At 61.4% G+C, this 16,717-nt stretch carries 20 protein-coding genes; 9 read left to right on the top strand and 11 right to left on the bottom strand.

The features are described from left to right. The 7 genes from GSR16_RS03710 (at position 1) to GSR16_RS03740 (ending at position 6,610) form a co-directional block, all read left to right on the top strand. The gene (locus tag GSR16_RS03710) at positions 1-435 is read left to right on the top strand and encodes a surface-adhesin E family protein (protein WP_159875197.1); all 435 of its coding nucleotides are present in this window, start codon (positions 1-3) and stop codon (positions 433-435) included. Between the two features lie 3 nt (positions 436-438). Next, positions 439-2,499, top strand: coding sequence for a glycine--tRNA ligase subunit beta (gene glyS / locus GSR16_RS03715; RefSeq protein ID WP_159875198.1), 2,061 nt, complete (start codon positions 439-441; stop codon positions 2,497-2,499). 143 nt (positions 2,500-2,642) lie between these two features. Continuing rightward, on the top strand, positions 2,643-3,179 hold the full coding sequence (gmhB, locus tag GSR16_RS03720) for a D-glycero-beta-D-manno-heptose 1,7-bisphosphate 7-phosphatase (protein ID WP_045847554.1): 537 nt from the start codon (positions 2,643-2,645) through the stop codon (positions 3,177-3,179). Between the two features lie 29 nt (positions 3,180-3,208). Further along, a complete protein-coding gene (locus GSR16_RS03725) occupies positions 3,209-3,979 on the top strand; it encodes a lysophospholipid acyltransferase family protein (protein WP_159875199.1) in 771 nt (256 codons plus the stop codon). Beyond that, complete coding sequence (locus GSR16_RS03730) at positions 3,939-4,649, top strand: M48 family metallopeptidase (RefSeq protein ID WP_159875200.1); 711 nt, start codon at positions 3,939-3,941, stop codon at positions 4,647-4,649. Before GSR16_RS03725 ends, GSR16_RS03730 begins: the two co-directional genes overlap by 41 nt. A gap of 41 nt (positions 4,650-4,690) precedes the next feature. Further along, entirely contained in the window at positions 4,691-5,080 is a 390-nt protein-coding gene (gene gloA, locus GSR16_RS03735) for a lactoylglutathione lyase (protein ID WP_159875201.1), read from the top strand. A 126-nt stretch (positions 5,081-5,206) separates the two neighbouring features. Further along, positions 5,207-6,610 carry a sodium:proton antiporter gene (locus GSR16_RS03740; RefSeq protein ID WP_159875202.1) on the top strand — a complete coding sequence of 468 codons (1,404 nt, stop codon included), beginning with the start codon at positions 5,207-5,209 and terminating at the stop codon, positions 6,608-6,610. A gap of 41 nt (positions 6,611-6,651) precedes the next feature. On the opposite strand, the gene ypfH is transcribed toward GSR16_RS03740, so the two are convergent. Then, complete coding sequence (gene ypfH / locus GSR16_RS03745) at positions 6,652-7,338, bottom strand: esterase (protein ID WP_159875203.1); 687 nt, start codon at positions 7,336-7,338, stop codon at positions 6,652-6,654. A 154-nt stretch (positions 7,339-7,492) separates the two neighbouring features. On the opposite strand from ypfH, the gene mpl reads away from it, so the two are divergent. Next, a complete protein-coding gene (gene mpl / locus GSR16_RS03750) occupies positions 7,493-8,878 on the top strand; it encodes a UDP-N-acetylmuramate:L-alanyl-gamma-D-glutamyl-meso-diaminopimelate ligase (protein ID WP_159875204.1) in 1,386 nt (461 codons plus the stop codon). Positions 8,879-8,909: 31 nt separating this feature from the next. Next, the gene (locus GSR16_RS03755) at positions 8,910-9,542 is read left to right on the top strand and encodes a LysE family translocator (protein WP_159875205.1); all 633 of its coding nucleotides are present in this window, start codon (positions 8,910-8,912) and stop codon (positions 9,540-9,542) included. A gap of 6 nt (positions 9,543-9,548) precedes the next feature. Here the strand turns inward: GSR16_RS03755 and GSR16_RS03760 are convergent, their stop codons facing one another. From GSR16_RS03760 to GSR16_RS21525, 10 genes are all read right to left on the bottom strand, one after another. Further along, entirely contained in the window at positions 9,549-10,478 is a 930-nt protein-coding gene (locus tag GSR16_RS03760) for a PAS domain-containing protein (RefSeq protein ID WP_159875206.1), read from the bottom strand. A gap of 93 nt (positions 10,479-10,571) precedes the next feature. Next, positions 10,572-11,084 (bottom strand): hypothetical protein, encoded by a 513-nt coding sequence (locus tag GSR16_RS03765; RefSeq protein ID WP_159875207.1) that lies wholly within the window; start codon positions 11,082-11,084, stop codon positions 10,572-10,574. A gap of 25 nt (positions 11,085-11,109) precedes the next feature. Further along, positions 11,110-11,952: a phosphoserine phosphatase SerB gene (gene serB, locus GSR16_RS03770; protein WP_159875208.1), complete on the bottom strand. Its 843-nt coding sequence runs from the start codon at positions 11,950-11,952 to the stop codon at positions 11,110-11,112. Positions 11,953-12,036: 84 nt separating this feature from the next. Continuing rightward, the gene (locus tag GSR16_RS03775; RefSeq protein ID WP_159875209.1) at positions 12,037-12,504 is read right to left on the bottom strand and encodes a DoxX family protein; all 468 of its coding nucleotides are present in this window, start codon (positions 12,502-12,504) and stop codon (positions 12,037-12,039) included. Between the two features lie 70 nt (positions 12,505-12,574). Further along, positions 12,575-13,324, bottom strand: coding sequence for an HvfC/BufC N-terminal domain-containing protein (locus GSR16_RS03780; protein WP_159875210.1), 750 nt, complete (start codon positions 13,322-13,324; stop codon positions 12,575-12,577). Next, positions 13,314-14,144: an MNIO family bufferin maturase gene (gene bufB / locus GSR16_RS03785; protein WP_159875211.1), complete on the bottom strand. Its 831-nt coding sequence runs from the start codon at positions 14,142-14,144 to the stop codon at positions 13,314-13,316. The genes GSR16_RS03780 and bufB overlap by 11 nt, the downstream gene beginning before the upstream one ends. 42 nt (positions 14,145-14,186) lie before the next feature. Next, complete coding sequence (locus GSR16_RS03790; protein ID WP_159875212.1) at positions 14,187-14,441, bottom strand: BufA1 family periplasmic bufferin-type metallophore; 255 nt, start codon at positions 14,439-14,441, stop codon at positions 14,187-14,189. 93 nt (positions 14,442-14,534) lie between these two features. Then, entirely contained in the window at positions 14,535-14,801 is a 267-nt protein-coding gene (locus GSR16_RS03795; protein ID WP_159875213.1) for a BufA1 family periplasmic bufferin-type metallophore, read from the bottom strand. Positions 14,802-15,052: 251 nt separating this feature from the next. Next, complete coding sequence (gene queE, locus GSR16_RS03800; RefSeq protein WP_159875214.1) at positions 15,053-15,682, bottom strand: 7-carboxy-7-deazaguanine synthase; 630 nt, start codon at positions 15,680-15,682, stop codon at positions 15,053-15,055. Positions 15,683-15,684: 2 nt separating this feature from the next. Next, positions 15,685-16,716 carry a 6-carboxytetrahydropterin synthase gene (locus tag GSR16_RS21525; RefSeq protein ID WP_159875215.1) on the bottom strand — a complete coding sequence of 344 codons (1,032 nt, stop codon included), beginning with the start codon at positions 16,714-16,716 and terminating at the stop codon, positions 15,685-15,687. Position 16,717 lies beyond the last annotated feature (1 nt).

Below are 16,717 nucleotides of genomic sequence, written 5' to 3' on the forward strand. Positions count from 1 at the left end.
ATGAAGACACGGATCAGTCTGCTGCTGGCCCTGCTATCCCTGCCCGCTATGGCGGCAGAGCCTGACTGGGGCATCTACCAGCAAGGTTCCGCCCTGGAACTGGCCATGGACCGTAATTCCATCTGGGTGGAAAAGGACGGGCTGGTCCATTTTGTGAATCAGGAGCGCTTTAGCGAACGTCAGTACGACAAGGCCACCGACATCAAGTATTTCATCCGGCGCACCAGCGGCTACGCCAGCTGCAGCAAGCAGCAATACACCTTTGTCGGCTTCGAATATGCCGACAAGCGTGGCCGCCAGCTTTACTCCACCATGTTCCCGGTACAACGTTTTGCCTGGAAATGGCAGTCGGTGGAACAAGGCTCGGTTGCCGACACCATGCTGCAAGTCGTGTGCTATCTCGCCAAATCCGCTCCGCACAAGAAACCTGAATAAATCATGAACGCCACCCTGCTTATCGAGTTGCTCACCGAAGAGCTGCCGCCCAAGGCGCTGGAAAAGCTGTCGCACAGCTTTGGCCAGACCATTACCGAAGAACTGAAAAAACTGCAGTTTGTGGCTGCCGATGCCGCCGCCACCGTGTTTGCCTCGCCGCGCCGCCTGGCCGTACAGGTGCCGGCCGTGCTGGCCGTGCAGCCGGACCAGAAAATCGTGCGCAAGGGCCCGGCCGTGGCCGCCGGCATGAAGGATGGCCAGCCCACCCCGGCACTGGCTGGTTTTGCCCGCTCCTGCGGCGTGGATGTTGCCGCGCTCACCACCATGAGCGATGGCAAGCAGGACGTGTTTGCCTATGAAAGCACCAAGACCGGTGAAGCGCTGTCCGCTGTGCTGACCGACATCGTCGCACTGGCGCTGAAAAAGCTGCCGATTCCCAAGCTGATGCGCTGGGCCGACTACGACTACCAGTTTGTGCGTCCGGTGCATGGCCTGATCATGCTGTGGGGCGAAACCGTGATTGAGGGCAGCCTGCTGGGTCTCACCAGCCGCAACGCCACCCGTGGCCACCGCTTCCTGTCCTCGGGCGATGTGTTTGTGGAAAAAGCCGACGACTACGCCCGCGTGCTGTTCGAGCAGGGCAAGGTACTGGCCAGCTTTGACGCCCGCCGCGAGCTGATCAGGAAACGCCTGGCCGACGCCGCTGCCGTGCATGGTGCCACCATTGCCGCCGACGACGCTTTGCTGGACGAAGTGACCGCGCTGGTGGAATGGCCGGTGGTACTGGAAGCCGGCTTTGAAGCCGAATTCCTCAAGGTGCCGCAGGAATGCCTGATCCTGACCATGCAGCAGAACCAGAAGTACTTCCCGCTGCTGGATGCCAAGGGCAAGCTGATGAACCGCTTCCTGCTGGTATCCAATCTGGAAACCGCCGATCCCAGCCACATCATCCAGGGTAATGAGCGCGTGCTGCGCGCCCGCCTGTCCGATGCCAAGTTCTTCTTCGAACAGGACCAGAAAGCCCGTCTGGAAACCCGTCTGGCCAAGCTGGCCGAAGTGGTTTACCACAACAAGATCGGTAGCCAACTGGAGCGCGTGGAGCGCCTGCAAGCCATTGCCGGCCAGATTGCCGCCCTGCTGGGTGCGGACCAGTCCGTGGCCGAGCGTGCCGCCCTGCTGGCCAAGGCCGACCTGGTGACCGACATGGTGGGTGAATTCCCCGAGCTGCAAGGTGTGATGGGCATGTACTACGCCCAGCACGACGGCGAAAGCGAGGTGGTTGCCGCCGCCATCGAAGGCCACTACCACCCGCGTTTTGCCGGTGACAGCCTGCCGCAGGGCGATATCGCTACTGCCGTGGCACTGGCCGACAAGCTGGAAGCCATTGTCGGCATCTGGGGCATCGGCCTGATTCCGACCGGCGACAAGGACCCGTACGCGCTGCGTCGCGCCGCCCTGGGCGTGCTGCGCATGGCACTGGCCGCCAAGCTGGACCTCAAGGCCCTGCTGACGCTGGTGGCTGCCGCCTTCCCGGCTGGCAAGCTGTCCGCCACCACGGCAGACGAAGTATTCGCCTTCATGATGGACCGCCTGAAGAACTATCTGGTGGCTGACTATCAGGCCGACGAAGTGGAAGCCGTGCTGGCGCTGGCCCCGTCCACCCTGAACGAAGTACCGGCCGTGCTGGCTGCGGTGGCCGCCTTCAAGGCACTGCCGGAAGCCGCTACCCTGGCTGCCGCCAACAAGCGGGTGAAGAACATCCTGAAGAAGGTGGAAGGCGAAGTGGGTTCGGTGAACCCGGCCTTGCTGAGCGAAGCCGCCGAGCAGGCGCTGTTTGCCGCGGTGAACGAGCTGGCACCGCAGGTGGACGCCAAGTTTGCCGCCCACGACTTTGCCGGTGCGCTGGCCCAGCTTTCCAGCCTGAAGGCAACGGTGGATGCCTTCTTTGATGGCGTGATGGTGATGGCCGACGATCTGGCCGTGCGTGCCAACCGTATTGCCTTGCTGGCCAGTCTGGCAGCGCTGTTCAACCGCGTGGCGGACATCTCGCTGCTGGCGGATTAACCCAGGCTGGGAGTAGGGAGGGGAGAGTAGGGAGTCGGCGGCAAGTGTGGCCCGTTGCCATGTCATGGCAACACACATGGCTGTTTACTCCCCACTCACAACTCCCCACTCCCTGAGCCCTACTCAGGAAGTGCTTTCTCAACATGAAACTCGTTATCCTGGATCGCGACGGTGTCATCAATGAAGACCGCGATGACTTCGTCAAGAACACCATGGAATGGGTACCGCTGCCGCACAGTCTGGAAGCGATAGCCAATCTGACCCAGGCAGGCTGGCGCGTGGTGGTGGCCACCAATCAGTCCGGCCTCGCCCGAGGCCTGTTCGATGTGCATGCGCTCAACGCCATGCATGAGAAGATGCACCGTCTGGTGGGTCAGGCTGGTGGCCGCATTGATGCCGTGGCCTATTGCCCGCACGGGCCGGATCACGGCTGTGAATGCCGCAAGCCGCTGCCGGGCATGGTGCTGGAGCTGGCCGAGCGTTTCAATGTCAAGTTGCAGGGCCTGCCGCTGATTGGCGACAGTCTGCGTGATCTGGAATCGGTGGCAGCTGTTGGCGGTCAACCCATCCTGGTGCGTACCGGCAAAGGCATGAAAACCCTGGAAAAGGGCGGCTTGCCTGAAGGCACGCTGGTGTTCGACGACCTGTTTGATGCGGCAGAACACCTGATCAATTCCTGAAGTGGTTTGTTGTGAGGCTGAATTAACCCATGATCTGGATTCGTAACCTGATTTACTGGCTGTTGCTGCTGATTGTCACGCCGCTGTGCTTTCTCGGCCTGTTCATTGCTGCGCCGCTGCCGCGCCGTACCCGCCATGTATTTGGTGAAAGCTGGGCCAAGATCATGCTGTGGCTGCTGGTGCATGTGGTGGGCTTGAAGTACAAGGTGATCGGCGCGGAGAACATTCCGTCCGAGCCGTCCATCATCTGCTCCAAACACCAGTCCGGCTGGGAAACCCTGGCCTTGCAGAAGATTTTTCCCTCGCAGATTTACGTGGCCAAGCGCGAGCTGCTGTGGCTGCCCTTCTTCGGCTGGGGTCTGGCCTTGATGAACCCGATTGCCATCAACCGCTCCGACCGTACCCGTGCCAACGACCGCATGCTGCAGCAGGGGCTGGAGCGCAAGAAGCACGGTTTCTGGATTACCGTGTTTCCGGAAGGCACCCGTACCAAGCCCGGTGTTGCCGGCAAGTACAAGCATGGTGCGGCACGCATGTCGCGCCAGCTGGACATGCCCTTGGTGCCGGTGGCACACAATGCCGGCGAATTCTGGCCGCGCAATGCCTTTCTGAAATATCCGGGCGAGATTACCGTGGTGATCGGCCCGGCCATCCGCCCGCAAGACGGTGTCGGCCCGGAAGCCATGACCCAGCAGGCCCAGCAGTGGATCGAAGCGCAGCAGCGCGAGATCGGCGGTGTCGGCCCCTTTGCCCATCCTGATGACAAGCGCCGCCGCCTGGACCGTCCTGCCGCTGCCTGAGGGCGCGGTGGATGTGCACCTGATACGCCGGGTGCGCAAAAGCATAGGCATCCGCATTGCCGATGGCCGGGTAGAGTTGATTGCCCATCCGCGTGTTACCCATGCCCGCCTGCACGAGGTATTGCAAGCCAGACGGGAGTGGATTTCCCGCCATGTGGTGCTGCAGCGGGAACAAAAACAGCAACTAGCAGATCAGACAGGCTTGACCTATCTGGGACGCCAGCTTTCCATTCAATTGCTGGGTGGCGTGCGTCGGACTGCCCGGCTGGACGGAGATGTATTGCAAGTCGCCGGCATCCAGCCCGGTGATGAAGCCGGCCTGCAGGCCGTGGTGTCTGCCTGGCTCAAGCGTCAGGCACAGTTGTTGTTTGCCCAGCGCATGGCGCTGCTGCAGCCACGCTGCCCACGTCCTCCCGGCAAACTCTCGCTGTCTTCAGCCCGTACCCGCTGGGGCAGCTGTACTGCACGTGGCGATATCCGTCTTAACTGGCGGCTGGTGCAGGCCCCGCTGGTCATCATCGATTACGTGCTGGCCCACGAGCTGGCCCATCTGCAGCACATGAACCATTCGGCGGCGTTCTGGATGGAAACCGCCCGCCTGTTTCCCGACTGGAAAAATGCGCGCCACTGGCTGAAGCAACAGGGCAGCAGTCTGTTCCGTTTCGGTTAGCAGGGGGCAAGGCGTCGCCCTTATCATTACAGGAGTCCACTATGCAATTTCTGCACACCATGCTGCGCGTCGGCAATCTGGAACGTTCGCTGGCTTTTTATCAAGACGTGCTGGGCATGCGCCTGCTGCGCCGCCAGGATTATCCGGAAGGCCGCTTCACCCTGGCTTTTGTCGGCTACGGTGACGAAGCCGACCACACCGTGCTGGAACTGACCCATAACTGGGATACCGACAGCTATGAGCTGGGCAGCGCCTTCGGTCATATCGCCATCGGCGTGGATGATGCCTATCTGGCCTGTGATGCCGTGCGTGCCAAGGGCGGCAAGGTGGTACGTGAGGCTGGTCCGATGAAACACGGCACCACCGTCATTGCTTTCGTGGAAGATCCGGATGGTTATAAGATCGAGTTCATCCAGAAGGGCAGCCATTAAGCCCCGAGCACGTCCCCTGCTGTACCGGCAGGGCTGATCAAGAGGCTGGAACCCTGGTTTTCCAGCCTTTTTCATGTTCACGCTGCTGTGGCCTTGCCGGCGCTAGCAGTTCAAACCGGAGCCCCAATGCCTGCCTCTCTGCGTAAAACCATCAGCCTGATCCTGCTGCTGGCCCTGCCTGCCCTGGCGCAAGCTGCGGACCTGGACGGCCGCACGCTAAGCTTGGCCTGGGTGCTGCCTTTTGCCGGCATCCTGCTGTCCATTGCCCTGTTTCCCATTTTTGCACCGGGCTTCTGGCACCACCATTTCGGCAAGATCACCGCCTGCTGGACGGTTTTGTTCCTGCTGCCGTTTACCGCCAGCTTCGGTGCGGGCAGTGCCATCAGCCTGATCGTGCATGCGCTGGTGAGCGAATACATTCCCTTCATCATGCTGCTGCTGGCGCTGTATACCGTGTCGGGCGGCATTCTGGTGGGAGGCAGCCTGCATGGTTCACCCAAGGTCAACACCGCCATCCTGGCCATCGGCACGGTGCTGGCTTCCATCATGGGCACCACCGGGGCGGCGATGCTGCTGATTCGCCCCCTGCTCAAGGCCAACGACAACCGCAAGCACCGGGTGCATGTGGTGGTGTTCTTCATTTTTCTGGTGGCCAATGTCGGTGGTGGGCTGACCCCGCTGGGCGATCCGCCGCTGTTTCTGGGTTTCTTGAAAGGCGTGACTTTTGGCTGGACTTTCCAGCACATGCTGCTGCCGGTGCTGGCCCTGTCTGCCGCCTTGCTGCTGGTGTTCTTTTTGCTGGACAGCCATTTCTATCGCCGTGAGGACGAAGAGTGCAAGCCGCATCACGATCAACCGTTGCGGCTATATGGCAAGCGTAATTTCTTGCTGCTGGCTGGTGTGGTGGGGGCGGTGCTGCTGTCCGGCTTCTGGCAGCCGGGCATTCATCTGGAAGTGGCCGGGGTCCATGCAGAACTGCAAAACCTGGTGCGCGATGGATTGCTGTTGTTGCTGACCGTGCTGTCGCTGTGGATTACGCCCAGGCAGGTAAGGGCGGGTAATGAATTTAACTGGGATCCGATTCTGGAAGTCGGCAAGTTGTTTGCCGGCATTTTCATCACCATCGCCCCGGCCATTGCCATCCTGCGTGCCGGTGTTGGCGGGCAACTGGCAGCACTGGTGCATGCGGTGTCGGGTGCCGATGGTCAGCCGCTGAATGCCATGTATTTCTGGATGAGCGGGCTGCTGTCCAGCTTCCTGGATAATGCGCCTACCTATCTGGTGTTTTTCAATCTGGCAGACGGTAATGCCGTCACGCTGATGGGGCCGCTGGCGCAAACGCTGCTGGCCATTTCCATGGGGGCGGTGTTCATGGGGGCCAATACCTATATCGGCAATGCCCCCAACTTCATGGTCAAGGCCATTGCCGAGCAGCGTGGCGTGGCCATGCCCAGCTTCTTTGCCTACATGCTGTGGTCGGTCAGCATCCTGCTGCCCTTGTTTGTGCTGATGACCTGGCTGTTTTTCTGAGCCTGCATGCGCGGCCTGTATGTTGCAGGCCGCGCATTGGCTCAATGCGGTTTGATGCTGCCCTGTGGTGGCGTGTCCGACAGTGCCTCATTCCATACATGTTTGGGAATGTGGGACTGCAGGTATTCCACTGCCTTCTCCAGCAGGTCCTCATGCAACTGGTGGCCGATGAAAGGTTCGATTTCGGCGGTGACATCGCTGCCCAGCGCAATCAGGTGTTCCGCAGCGCGGATGCTGTGCACGTAGGGAATCACCGGATCGGACTTGCCATGGAACAGGTGTACCGTGGTTTGCGGCAGGGCCGTGGCCGGCAGGCTGGCAAAGCGCCCGCTGAAGGCCAGCACCCGGCTGGCCAGTTGTGGGCGCGCTGCCGCTGCTTCCAGTGCCATGATGGCTCCCTGGCTGAATCCCAGCAGGGCGGTGGCCGCATGGCCCAAGCCGCTTTGCTGCTGCCAGTATTCGACCGCAGCAAAAAAGCGTGGCAAGGCGTCAGCTACCCGTTGCAAGCGGTTTTCCTCCGTGACGCCCTGTACCGAAAACCACTGGAAACCCTGGCCCAGATCGCTGGGGTCGGCACCGGCCACACTGACAATCAGGGCCTGAGGAAAGCTGCGCGCCAGCACGTTGCCGGCTTCCTGCATGTGTTCGGGGCTGGCACCCACGCCGTGAAACAGCAGCATCAGTTGCTGCGGTGTGGTTGGCTGTTGAATGACGATATCGTGGCGCATGCCTGTTCTCCTGATGTTCCGTCAGTACACTGCGGCGCTGACAGACTGAAATGATGGCGCACGACCTGGCTGGTCGCGCGCGTGAACAGAGTGAAATATAAGGCCAATGCGGCGTTATAATAGCCCTCTCGCGGTTAACACAGCATTCACTGTCATGCACATTCATATCCTGGGTATTTGCGGCACCTTCATGGGCGGCATTGCCGCCATCGCCAAGCAGGCAGGCCACACCGTTACCGGTTGTGACGCCAACGTCTACCCCCCGATGAGCACTCAGCTAGAAGCCATGGGCATCACCTTGACCCAGGGTTTCGGGGCCGAGCAGCTGGAACTGGGCGCTGACATGTATGTGATCGGCAATGTGGTGACCCGTAGCAAGCCGCTGATGGAGGAAATCCTCAATCGTGGCCTGCCCTATATTTCCGGCCCGCAGTGGCTGGCGGAAAACGTGCTGCACGACAAATGGGTGCTGGCGGTGGCCGGTACTCACGGCAAGACCACTACCAGCTCCATGCTGGCGTGGATTCTGGAAGACGCCGGCCTGGCTCCGGGCTTTCTGATCGGCGGCATTCCACAGAATTTTGGCGTATCGGCCCGTCTGCCGGGCAGCCCGGCACAAGACCCGGCCAGTACCAGCCCCTTCTTTGTGATCGAGGCGGACGAGTACGACACCGCCTTCTTCGACAAACGTTCCAAGTTTGTCCACTACCGCCCGCGCACGGCCATCCTGAACAATCTGGAATACGATCACGCGGATATCTTCGCCGATCTGGCGGCTATCGAGACGCAATTCCACCATCTGGTACGCACCATTCCGGCCCAGGGCCTGATTGTCAGCAATGGCCGCGAGGCCAGCCTGACACGCGTGCTGGAGCGTGGCTGCTGGACGCCTGTGGAAGCATTCGGCGTGGCTGATGGATGGCAAGCGGGTGAGCCGGATGCCAATGGCCATTTCGATGTGCTGCTGCATGGCCTGTTGCAAGGCCGGGTGGAGTGGATGCTGATGGGCGAGCACAACCGCCTGAATGCCGTGGCTGCTATTGCCGCCGCTCGCCACGCCGGGGTGGCCGTGCGCGATGCCATTGCCGCGCTGGCACGGTTTGACAACGTCAAACGCCGCATGGAAGTGCGTGGCAAGGTGGCAGGTGTCACGGTGTATGACGACTTTGCCCATCACCCCACCGCCATTGCCACCACGCTGGAAGGCTTGCGCCGCCATGTGGGTGACGCCCGCATCCTGGCGGTGCTGGAGCCTCGCTCCAATACCATGAAGCTGGGCACGATGAAGGATGCGCTGCCCGCTTCGCTGGAACTGGCTGATCAGGTGTTCTGCTCGGCTGCTGGTCTTAACTGGAGCCCGGCCGAAGCGCTACAGCCTATGGGCGACAAGGCGGTGACTTTCGATCAGCTGGATGCACTGATTGCTGCCATTCTTGCGGAGGCTCGCGCCGGCGATCATATTCTGGTGATGAGCAATGGCGGTTTTGGTGGTATCCATCAGAAGCTGCTGGACGGGCTGGCTGCCGCTGGGGCAGACTGAAAAGCCCTTTCCCCTCCGAGACCCGCCTGCCATGCCACAGTCCATTCACTGGCTTACCTTTGCCCTGCTGGCGCTGGGCATGGTGCTGACCCCCGGCCCCAATATGGCCTATCTCCTGTCGCGCTCCATCTGCCAGGGGCGGCGTGCCGGCATGATATCGCTGGCAGGCGTAGGCACCGGTTTTCTCTGCTACATGCTGTGTGCCGCACTGGGTATCAGTGCGCTGCTGCTGGCGGTACCGCTGGCCTATGATGCCTTACGGCTGGCCGGGGCAGGCTATCTCATGTATCTGGCCTGGCAGGCGCTCAAGCCCGGTGGCCGTTCGCCTTTCGAAGTGCGCCAGCTTGACGCGGACAGCCCGCGCAAACTGTTTGCCATGGGTATGCTGACCAATCTGCTGAATCCCAAGGTGGCGGTGATGTATTTGTCGCTGCTGCCGCAATTCATTGATACCGCGCAGGGCAGTGTACTGGCCCAGTCCTTGTGGCTGGGTTTTACCCAGATTGCCATCAGCCTGCTGGTAAACGGTGTGCTGATTGTGCTGGCCGGTGGCATGGCACGTTTTCTTGGTGGACGTCCGCTGTTTTTGCGCGTGCAGCGCTGGCTGATGGGGGGCGTGCTGGCCGTGATGGCTGTGCATCTGGCCCGCCAGGGCCGGGCCTGAGCCTGCCTACTCCTGACGGAATATCCGGTTGCTGCCTGCCATGCGGGCCTGATCCAGTGCGCCTTGCAGGCGTTTCAACATGGCATTGGGTGCCTGTTCATCGTCACGCAAGGCACTGATGCCTATGCATAAGCGTAGTGGTAGCGTCTGTACGTCGGCGAAACCGGCTGGCTGGCTGAGTGCAAGCAGCAGCCGGGGGGCCAGCTCATCGGCACCTGATAATGACGTGCCGGGCAGCAGCAGTAGAAAAACATCTTCCTCCCGTCGTGCGACCAGATCGCTGTCCCGCGTGGCCTGCATGCAAATACTGGCTGCCAGCTGCAGCAGGTGTCGGCGTGCTGCTGCCATTTCTGTGTCGGCACCGGCGGGGGGCAGGCTGAGTATTTGCACGGCCATGCCGGATAGCGCACCGCCGTAGCGGCGGATACGCCCGGTTTCGGTATGGGCGGCGGCGAGCAGTTCCGGCATGCTGATCAGCCCGGTGAGCTGGTCGTCTTCGGCACCGGCGACATGTTGCTGGTGCAGGTGCTTGACCAGTTTGAGCGAGCGGGCGAGTAGTTGTTGCTCGAAGTTCAGCAACTGGCTCATCAACTGCTGTTCGGTTCTGTCGCTGAAGCTGACCACCATGATTCTGCTGCCATCAAGCAGGACTTCCCGCAGGGAAAACTGGACATTGATCAAGCGCCCGGTTGCGGTTTGCAACTGCATGCTGCGGTTATAGACCATGTCGTGACCGGCAAGCAGGGTGGGAATTTGTGTTTCACCGGGCGGCAGAAAGTCATGCAGGGGCTGGCCTATCAGTTGTGCATGGGGTGTGGCCAGTAAAATGGCGGCCAGTTGATTGGCACCAAGGATGTGGCCGCTGTCCGGCTGTACCAGCAGCAGCCCGCCCTGTACGGTATCAATCAGCGACTGGAAGACGGGGAAGCTGGCCATGATGGCATACCTGATCTGCTTGGCGGTGTTGCCGGATCATTTCAGTCTATTCCAGGCTGCCGGGTATTGCCGAGGGAATGATGGCGGCCGGCTTCAGCGCTCCAGAATGGCGCGGCGGTGGCGGCGGAATACCCAGCGCTCCCACAACGGACTGGTTTGTTCATCAGCTGGCAGTTGCAGTCTGGCGGTAATGGCGTAGGACTCGTCGGGGGTTGGTGTCTGGGCTTCGATATGGGCCGCAAGAAACAGCATCAATGCCGAATCCGGGTTGGGCATCAGCGCAATCTGTACCGTATCGCCCACCCGCCAGGGATGGTCGGATAGCCAGGCAATACTGTCCAGTCCCAGACGGCAGGGGGTGAGTGCCGGACGCTCCGGGTGGTGGCCCAGCAGGGCGATTTCCAGTGCCAGGTCCAGCTTGGCTTCCAGTCGCACCAGCATCGGGTCCGGTTCTTCCGGCATTTCGCTGGGGGCGGCCAGCACCCGTAGCGCCAGCCGGGTTTCGCGCTGGCGCGCCGGGGAGCACTCTTCCTCGCTCAGTAGCTGCACGCTTAGCGGCAGCCGGGCATCAAAACTGGCACTGTCCAGTGCAGGCAAGGCATTCATGGCATCCTCCCGGCGCGGCCTGGCATCAGGCAAACAGTCTGGCCACACCATCCAGCCCAACGATATTGATGGCCACGTCGGCCTTGGCCTGCACCACCGGCTTGGCACGGTAGGCCACGCCGACACCGGCCTCGCCCAGCATCAAGAGGTCGTTGGCACCATCGCCCATGGCAATCACCTGTTCCGGGCGCAAGCCCAGTTCGCTGCGTTTTTCGATCAGCAGACGCTGTTTGGCTGCGGCATCCACAATGTCCCCCACTACGCGGCCTGTGAGTTTGCCGTCCACTACTTCCAGCTGGTTGGCGTAAGCATAGTCCAGTCCCAGCTGTTGTTTCAGACGTTCGGTAAAGAAGGTGAACCCACCGGATACCAGCATGAAGCGGATGTCGTTTTCCTTGCAGCGGGCCAGCAGTTGTTCCGCTCCCGGGCTCAGTTGCAGGCGTTCCTGGTAAACCTTTTCCAGCGCGCTTTCCGACAGGCCGGCCAGCAAGGCCACCCGTTCGCGCAGCGAGGCGGAAAAATCCAGTTCGCCGCGCATGGAGCGTTCGGTAATAGCGGCCACCTGCGGCTTGATGCCTTGCATGTCGGCAATTTCATCAATGCATTCGATGGTGATCAGGGTGGAATCCATGTCGGACACCAGCAGGCCGAAATCTGCCAATTTCAGCTTGCCATCGACAAAGGCAAAGTCATAGCCCAGCGTCTGGCAGCAGGCGCTGATGGCATCGCGGCTGGCCGGGTCGACCGCCTCCAGCCGTGCCACGTCGGGGCTGGGCTGCTGGATGCTGCTGGCACCGGCAAGGTTCGCCAGCTCCTGTAGCTCGCGGTTATCGAGACGGGGGGATTGAATGACGAGGGTGATGGACATGGGCGTACAAGCAGTCTGTTGGGCAATGCGCCATTATGCCACTTGCAGGCGGGCAGCCGGAATGGGGATGTACGCCGGGCGGCCTCAGCGTGAGGACTTGCCCCGGGTCCGCCAGCGCTGCCAGGCGGCATCCAGCGACAGGCATCCCGGGCCGAAGGCAAACAGCACCAGCAGCAGCATGCCCCAGTAAACATGGAATTGGCGGGTGATGTCGGTGAGGCCGGGATAGCTGATCACCGCCATCAGGTTGACTACAAACAGCCCGGCGGCGGCAAAGCGGCCAAACAGGCCGAAGGCCAGCAGACTGGAAAACACGGTTTCGCCAAAGGTGCCCATCACCGCAGCCAGGGCTGGCGGCAGCAGTGGCACATGGTAGTCATTGGAAAACAGCAGCAGGGTGGTATCCCAGTCCTCCAGCTTGGTGAGGCCGGATTTGAAAAATACATTTGCCACCCACAGCCGGAACAGCAGCAGTACCAGCGGACGGGCGCAGTGACTGGCCTGGTCGAACAGCTGCTGCAGCGGCAGCAGTTTTTGTCTGAGAACTTGCATGGTCGGTCTCCCGTGGAGTGGTCAAGCCGCGCCCCTCCGCCAAGGAGGCGGATGGTGAACAAGCCTTGGTTTACAGTTGGTAGTGGCTGAGCAGTCCGTCGGCAAACAGGCGGGCCAGCCCGGCTTGCAGGTCGAAGCCGGCTTCTGCCGACAAGGCCCGTCCGGCAGCCTCTTCCAGCAGCAAGCCCTCTTGCAGGGCCAGCAATAGTGCAGCCATGCCTGCGGTTTGGGCTTGTACGCGAACCTTGCCGGCATGGCGGCTGACCAGTGCCGGTTCGCCGCCGGCCTCCAGGTCTACATTCAGCGTCTGGCCGGGCTGGTGTCCTTGCCAGATGGAAACCACAGGCCAGGGCGATGACAGTGCCCGGCTGCTGTCACTCAGGCTGAAGCGCAGCTGACCGAATTGATCCGGATGGACATCCACCAGCGTCGTCGCGGCCAGTGGCGGCTGGTCGATGGCGTAATAGCTGCGATGCACTGCCCATTCCAGCCGGGCGACATCGGGCAGATACGGTAGCGTCTGTGCCGGTGGAAAATCCTGCAGGAAATCACCGAACGCTGCGCCATAGCTGTGCAGGTTGCCGCTATGCGAGGCATGGCGCTTGCTGTATTCCCGTGCCAGCCCTGTCATGAATTCCGTGCCGACAATCTGGCCGCACACCGGGTAAATCATGTTCAGGGTTTCGATCAGGCCCAGCCGGTAGTTGTTGCGGTAAACCGCCAGTCCGGCCGCATTCAAGCCCAGCGTGCTATCCGGCTGCTGCTCTTGCTGGGCAATCAGTTCCAGCAGCTCGGCCTGCCAGCGTGCTTCAGGCGTCATGGCGGGCTCCTAGCAGAATGGCCTCGGCCTTGGCTGCCTCGGCTTGCAGCGTATCCAGCGGCGGAATGTCCAGATCCCACTCGATCAGCGTCGGGCGCGGGCCTAGCTGTTCTATCACCTGCGTGTATAACTGCCATACGCCGGGGTGTACCGGCTGGCTGTGGGTATCCACCAGCATGCCGTCGCGCTCGCTATAGCCGGCCAGGTGGATTTCGCCAATGGCCTCGGCTGGCAGGGCGGCCAGCACGGCCTGCACATCCGTTCCCAGATTGATGCCATTGACGTAGAGATTGTTGACGTCCAGCAGCAGGCCGCAGCCGGTACGTGTTACCAGCTCGGCCAGAAACTCGCCTTCGTTCATCTCGTTGCCGGGATATTCCACATAGCTGGACAGGTTTTCCAGCAAGATGCGCCGGCCCAGCGCGTCCTGGGTTTCCGCCACGTGGCTGGCAATCACCTCCAGCGCTGCGCTGGTGTAGGGAATGGGCAGCAGGTCGTTCACATAACGCTGCGCACTGTGGTTGAAGGACAGGTGTTCTGATACCGCCGCTGGCTGGATGGCATCCACCAGCCGCTTGAGCGCGGCCAGATGTTCGCCGTCCGGCCGCACCAGCGAACCCAGCCCCAGCCCCACGCCGTGCAGCGACAGCGGATAGCGCGCTGCCACGCGCTGCAGCATGGCCAGCGGCATGCCGCCATCGAAGAAGTTTTCACTGTGCACTTCCACCCAGCCCAGTGGTGGCAGGGTGTCCAGCACCTGGCGGTAATGCGGTGCGCGCAGGCCGATACCGGCGATGGCGGGGAGGGCGGAGTGGGTCATGGTTCTGCTTCAGTCCGGAAAGGGTAAGGGGCCGGTGGACGTTTACTTGGCCAGCTTGCCGCCCATTTTTTCGCAGCTGCCCTTGGCCACGTATTTCCAGTCGCCGGGGTCCTTGTCCTTGGTGGCCTGGCCAGCGCAGGAGTGGGCGCCAGTGGCGGAGGCACAGTCGTTCTTGCCAGCCTGGGCAATGCCGAAACACTTTTCCTTTTCTGCGGCGGCAGCCGGGGTGGCGCTGAGTGCGCCCATGGCAACAACAGCACCGAGGGCGGAAGCGAGCAGGGCTTTGGATGCATTCATGATGTTTCTCCTGTGGAGCAAGTTAAAGCATAGGTGGGGTACGCTGCACGGGCCGGGGCTGGCCCGTGCTTGGGCATATTTGCAATAGACTGCTTATTGTTTCATTGGTGCCATGGTCATGCCACCCATCTGTTCGCAGCTACCTTTGGCCACCATTTTCCAGTCGCCGGGGTCTTTGTCCATCTTGGCCTGGCCTTTACAGCCGTGCACGCCGGTGGCGGAGGCACAGTCGTTCATGCCGACCATGGCCACGCCATAGCATTTTTCCATGTCGGCAGCAGCGGCCGGGGTGGCGCTCAGTGCAGCCATGGCGACAACGGCACCGAGGGCGGAAGCAAGCAAGGTCTTGGAAGTGTTCATGTCTATCTCCTGTTGGGTGGTGACCGGCTGTGGCCGGGTTCAGGAGTCAGTCGCAGCACTGCGAAATTTCTTACAGCCAGCGGCTCATTTTTTTCAATTCGCCGAAATTTTATGATTTTGGCGCTGATTGACTGAAATTGAATGAGGTTTTGTTGCTGCCTGCGACTGTTCCTGCTCCATAAGTCGACGGCTCTAACGCTTTCTTACAGCAGCAGGCAAAAAAAATCGGGCAGGATGTCCTGCCCGATGATTTAGCGGATATTCACCACCTTGTGAGTCTGTACCGACAGCCGCCAGCGCGGGTGTGCCATGCAGTAGGCAATGGCGGCGCGGGTATTGGCGGCCAGCGCCGGGCCATCCATCGCTTGCAGGTAGAAGGTGTCGAACTGCAAATGGGCGACGGTTTCCGGTAGCTGGGTGGCTTGCGGGTAGACCAGCTTCAATTCGTTGCCACTGGTTTGCAGCAGCGGCGCGCCGGCCTTGGGGCTGACGCAGATCCAGTCGATACCGTCCGGCGCGGCGATGGTGCCATTGGTTTCCACCGCGATTTCAAAACCCTCGGCATGCAGGGCATCAATCAGTGCGCTGTCCAGTTGCAGCAGTGGCTCGCCACCGGTGCACACCACATAGGGTGTGCCGCCGCTGCCTGCCGGCCATTCGCTGGCAATGCGGGCGGCCAGTTCGGCGGCGGTGGCAAACTTGCCGCCATCCGGGCCGGTGCCGACAAAGTCGGTGTCGCAGAACTGGCAGACCGCTTTGCTGCGGTCTTCCTCGCGGCCAGACCACAAATTACAGCCACTAAAGCGGCAAAACACCGCGGCGCGGCCTGCTTGTCGGCCTTCGCCCTGCAGGGTGTAGAAGATTTCCTTTACCGTGTACATCTTCATTCCCCCTGCAGCAGTGGCCAGCGCATATCGTCATGGAACAGCAGCGATACCCCCTGATGGGCGTTTTCCATCAGGTCGATGCGTGCCAGCTCCGGCACCAGCGGTGACAGATGGGCATGCACCCATTCGACCACCGACTGGCTGTGGCCGTCACGCACGCCAGCCAGCTTGTCCAGCGGGTTGTGGTCCAGCTGGCGGTAGATGGGCTTGAAGCGGTCTTTGACATCGCCAAAATCCAGCAGCCAGCCCATGGTGCGGTCCAGGCTGCCGGTGAGCATCAGCCGTACCAGATAGCTGTGGCCGGTGTAGTTGCCATTGCTGTCGAAGGGCACGGCGCTTTCAAAGCGCTGCTCTTTCCAGATGCGGAAGCGCTTGCCATCGAACTGGCTGCCAGCGGTATGGGTTTCACGCACTTCCACCCAGGCCAGGCCTTGCAGGCCTGCGTCTTGCAGCGCGTGGTATAGCCAGGCGGCAATCACTTCACTGGTGGGATTTTCCAGCCCGGCGATGTCATTGAGATAGCGGTGGTTCAGCCGCAGGAACAACGGTGCCCAGGCGGCTTCCAGCTGGGCCTGGCTGTGCTGGCGGGCATCGGCCACGATGCGTACGCCAAAACCATGGCCATGCAAGCGGCCGCATTTGTGGCCGGCTGGTACATGGGGCAGGTGATGGGCGGCTTCGAAACTGGCAGCAATCCAGTTCAGAGCGCTGCCGTTTTCCAGCATCACACCGCGCTCCGGTGCGCTTTGCAGCAGCAGGGCGGAGGGGCAGTTCAGCGCGTCCTTGATGTGCTGGGCCAGGCTCAGGTCGTCACATTGCGGCAGTTGCTGGTTGAGATCGGCATAGTCGAGCGGAGCCAGGACTTGTGCCAGCGCGGTTTGCAGTTCGGCCTGTTCGATATGGGTGACATCGGCACGTGCCAGCACGCGGAAGCTGTGGCCATGCAGGCCGTTCAGGCGATGTTCATCACCGGCAACGCGGCGGGCGGCTTCGAAACGGCCACCGGCCAGCAGGCAGGATGCATGCATG

Source organism: Aquitalea denitrificans, assembly GCF_009856625.1.
In the GTDB taxonomy this organism is placed as follows: Bacteria; Pseudomonadota; Gammaproteobacteria; order Burkholderiales; family Chromobacteriaceae; genus Aquitalea; species Aquitalea denitrificans.

Coding starts and splice junctions, on each gene's coding strand:
- GSR16_RS03710 (WP_159875197.1), top strand. CDS start 1: ATGAAGACACGGATCAGTCTGCTGCTGGCCCTGCTATCCCTGCCCGCT.
- glyS (WP_159875198.1), top strand. CDS start 439: ATGAACGCCACCCTGCTTATCGAGTTGCTCACCGAAGAGCTGCCGCCC.
- gmhB (WP_045847554.1), top strand. CDS start 2,643: ATGAAACTCGTTATCCTGGATCGCGACGGTGTCATCAATGAAGACCGC.
- GSR16_RS03725 (WP_159875199.1), top strand. CDS start 3,209: ATGATCTGGATTCGTAACCTGATTTACTGGCTGTTGCTGCTGATTGTC.
- GSR16_RS03730 (WP_159875200.1), top strand. CDS start 3,939: ATGACAAGCGCCGCCGCCTGGACCGTCCTGCCGCTGCCTGAGGGCGCG.
- gloA (WP_159875201.1), top strand. CDS start 4,691: ATGCAATTTCTGCACACCATGCTGCGCGTCGGCAATCTGGAACGTTCG.
- GSR16_RS03740 (WP_159875202.1), top strand. CDS start 5,207: ATGCCTGCCTCTCTGCGTAAAACCATCAGCCTGATCCTGCTGCTGGCC.
- ypfH (WP_159875203.1), bottom strand. CDS start 7,338: ATGCGCCACGATATCGTCATTCAACAGCCAACCACACCGCAGCAACTG.
- mpl (WP_159875204.1), top strand. CDS start 7,493: ATGCACATTCATATCCTGGGTATTTGCGGCACCTTCATGGGCGGCATT.
- GSR16_RS03755 (WP_159875205.1), top strand. CDS start 8,910: ATGCCACAGTCCATTCACTGGCTTACCTTTGCCCTGCTGGCGCTGGGC.
- GSR16_RS03760 (WP_159875206.1), bottom strand. CDS start 10,478: ATGGCCAGCTTCCCCGTCTTCCAGTCGCTGATTGATACCGTACAGGGC.
- GSR16_RS03765 (WP_159875207.1), bottom strand. CDS start 11,084: ATGAATGCCTTGCCTGCACTGGACAGTGCCAGTTTTGATGCCCGGCTG.
- serB (WP_159875208.1), bottom strand. CDS start 11,952: ATGTCCATCACCCTCGTCATTCAATCCCCCCGTCTCGATAACCGCGAG.
- GSR16_RS03775 (WP_159875209.1), bottom strand. CDS start 12,504: ATGCAAGTTCTCAGACAAAAACTGCTGCCGCTGCAGCAGCTGTTCGAC.
- GSR16_RS03780 (WP_159875210.1), bottom strand. CDS start 13,324: ATGACGCCTGAAGCACGCTGGCAGGCCGAGCTGCTGGAACTGATTGCC.
- bufB (WP_159875211.1), bottom strand. CDS start 14,144: ATGACCCACTCCGCCCTCCCCGCCATCGCCGGTATCGGCCTGCGCGCA.
- GSR16_RS03790 (WP_159875212.1), bottom strand. CDS start 14,441: ATGAATGCATCCAAAGCCCTGCTCGCTTCCGCCCTCGGTGCTGTTGTT.
- GSR16_RS03795 (WP_159875213.1), bottom strand. CDS start 14,801: ATGAACACTTCCAAGACCTTGCTTGCTTCCGCCCTCGGTGCCGTTGTC.
- queE (WP_159875214.1), bottom strand. CDS start 15,682: ATGTACACGGTAAAGGAAATCTTCTACACCCTGCAGGGCGAAGGCCGA.
- GSR16_RS21525 (WP_159875215.1), bottom strand. CDS start 16,716: ATGCATGCATCCTGCCTGCTGGCCGGTGGCCGTTTCGAAGCCGCCCGC.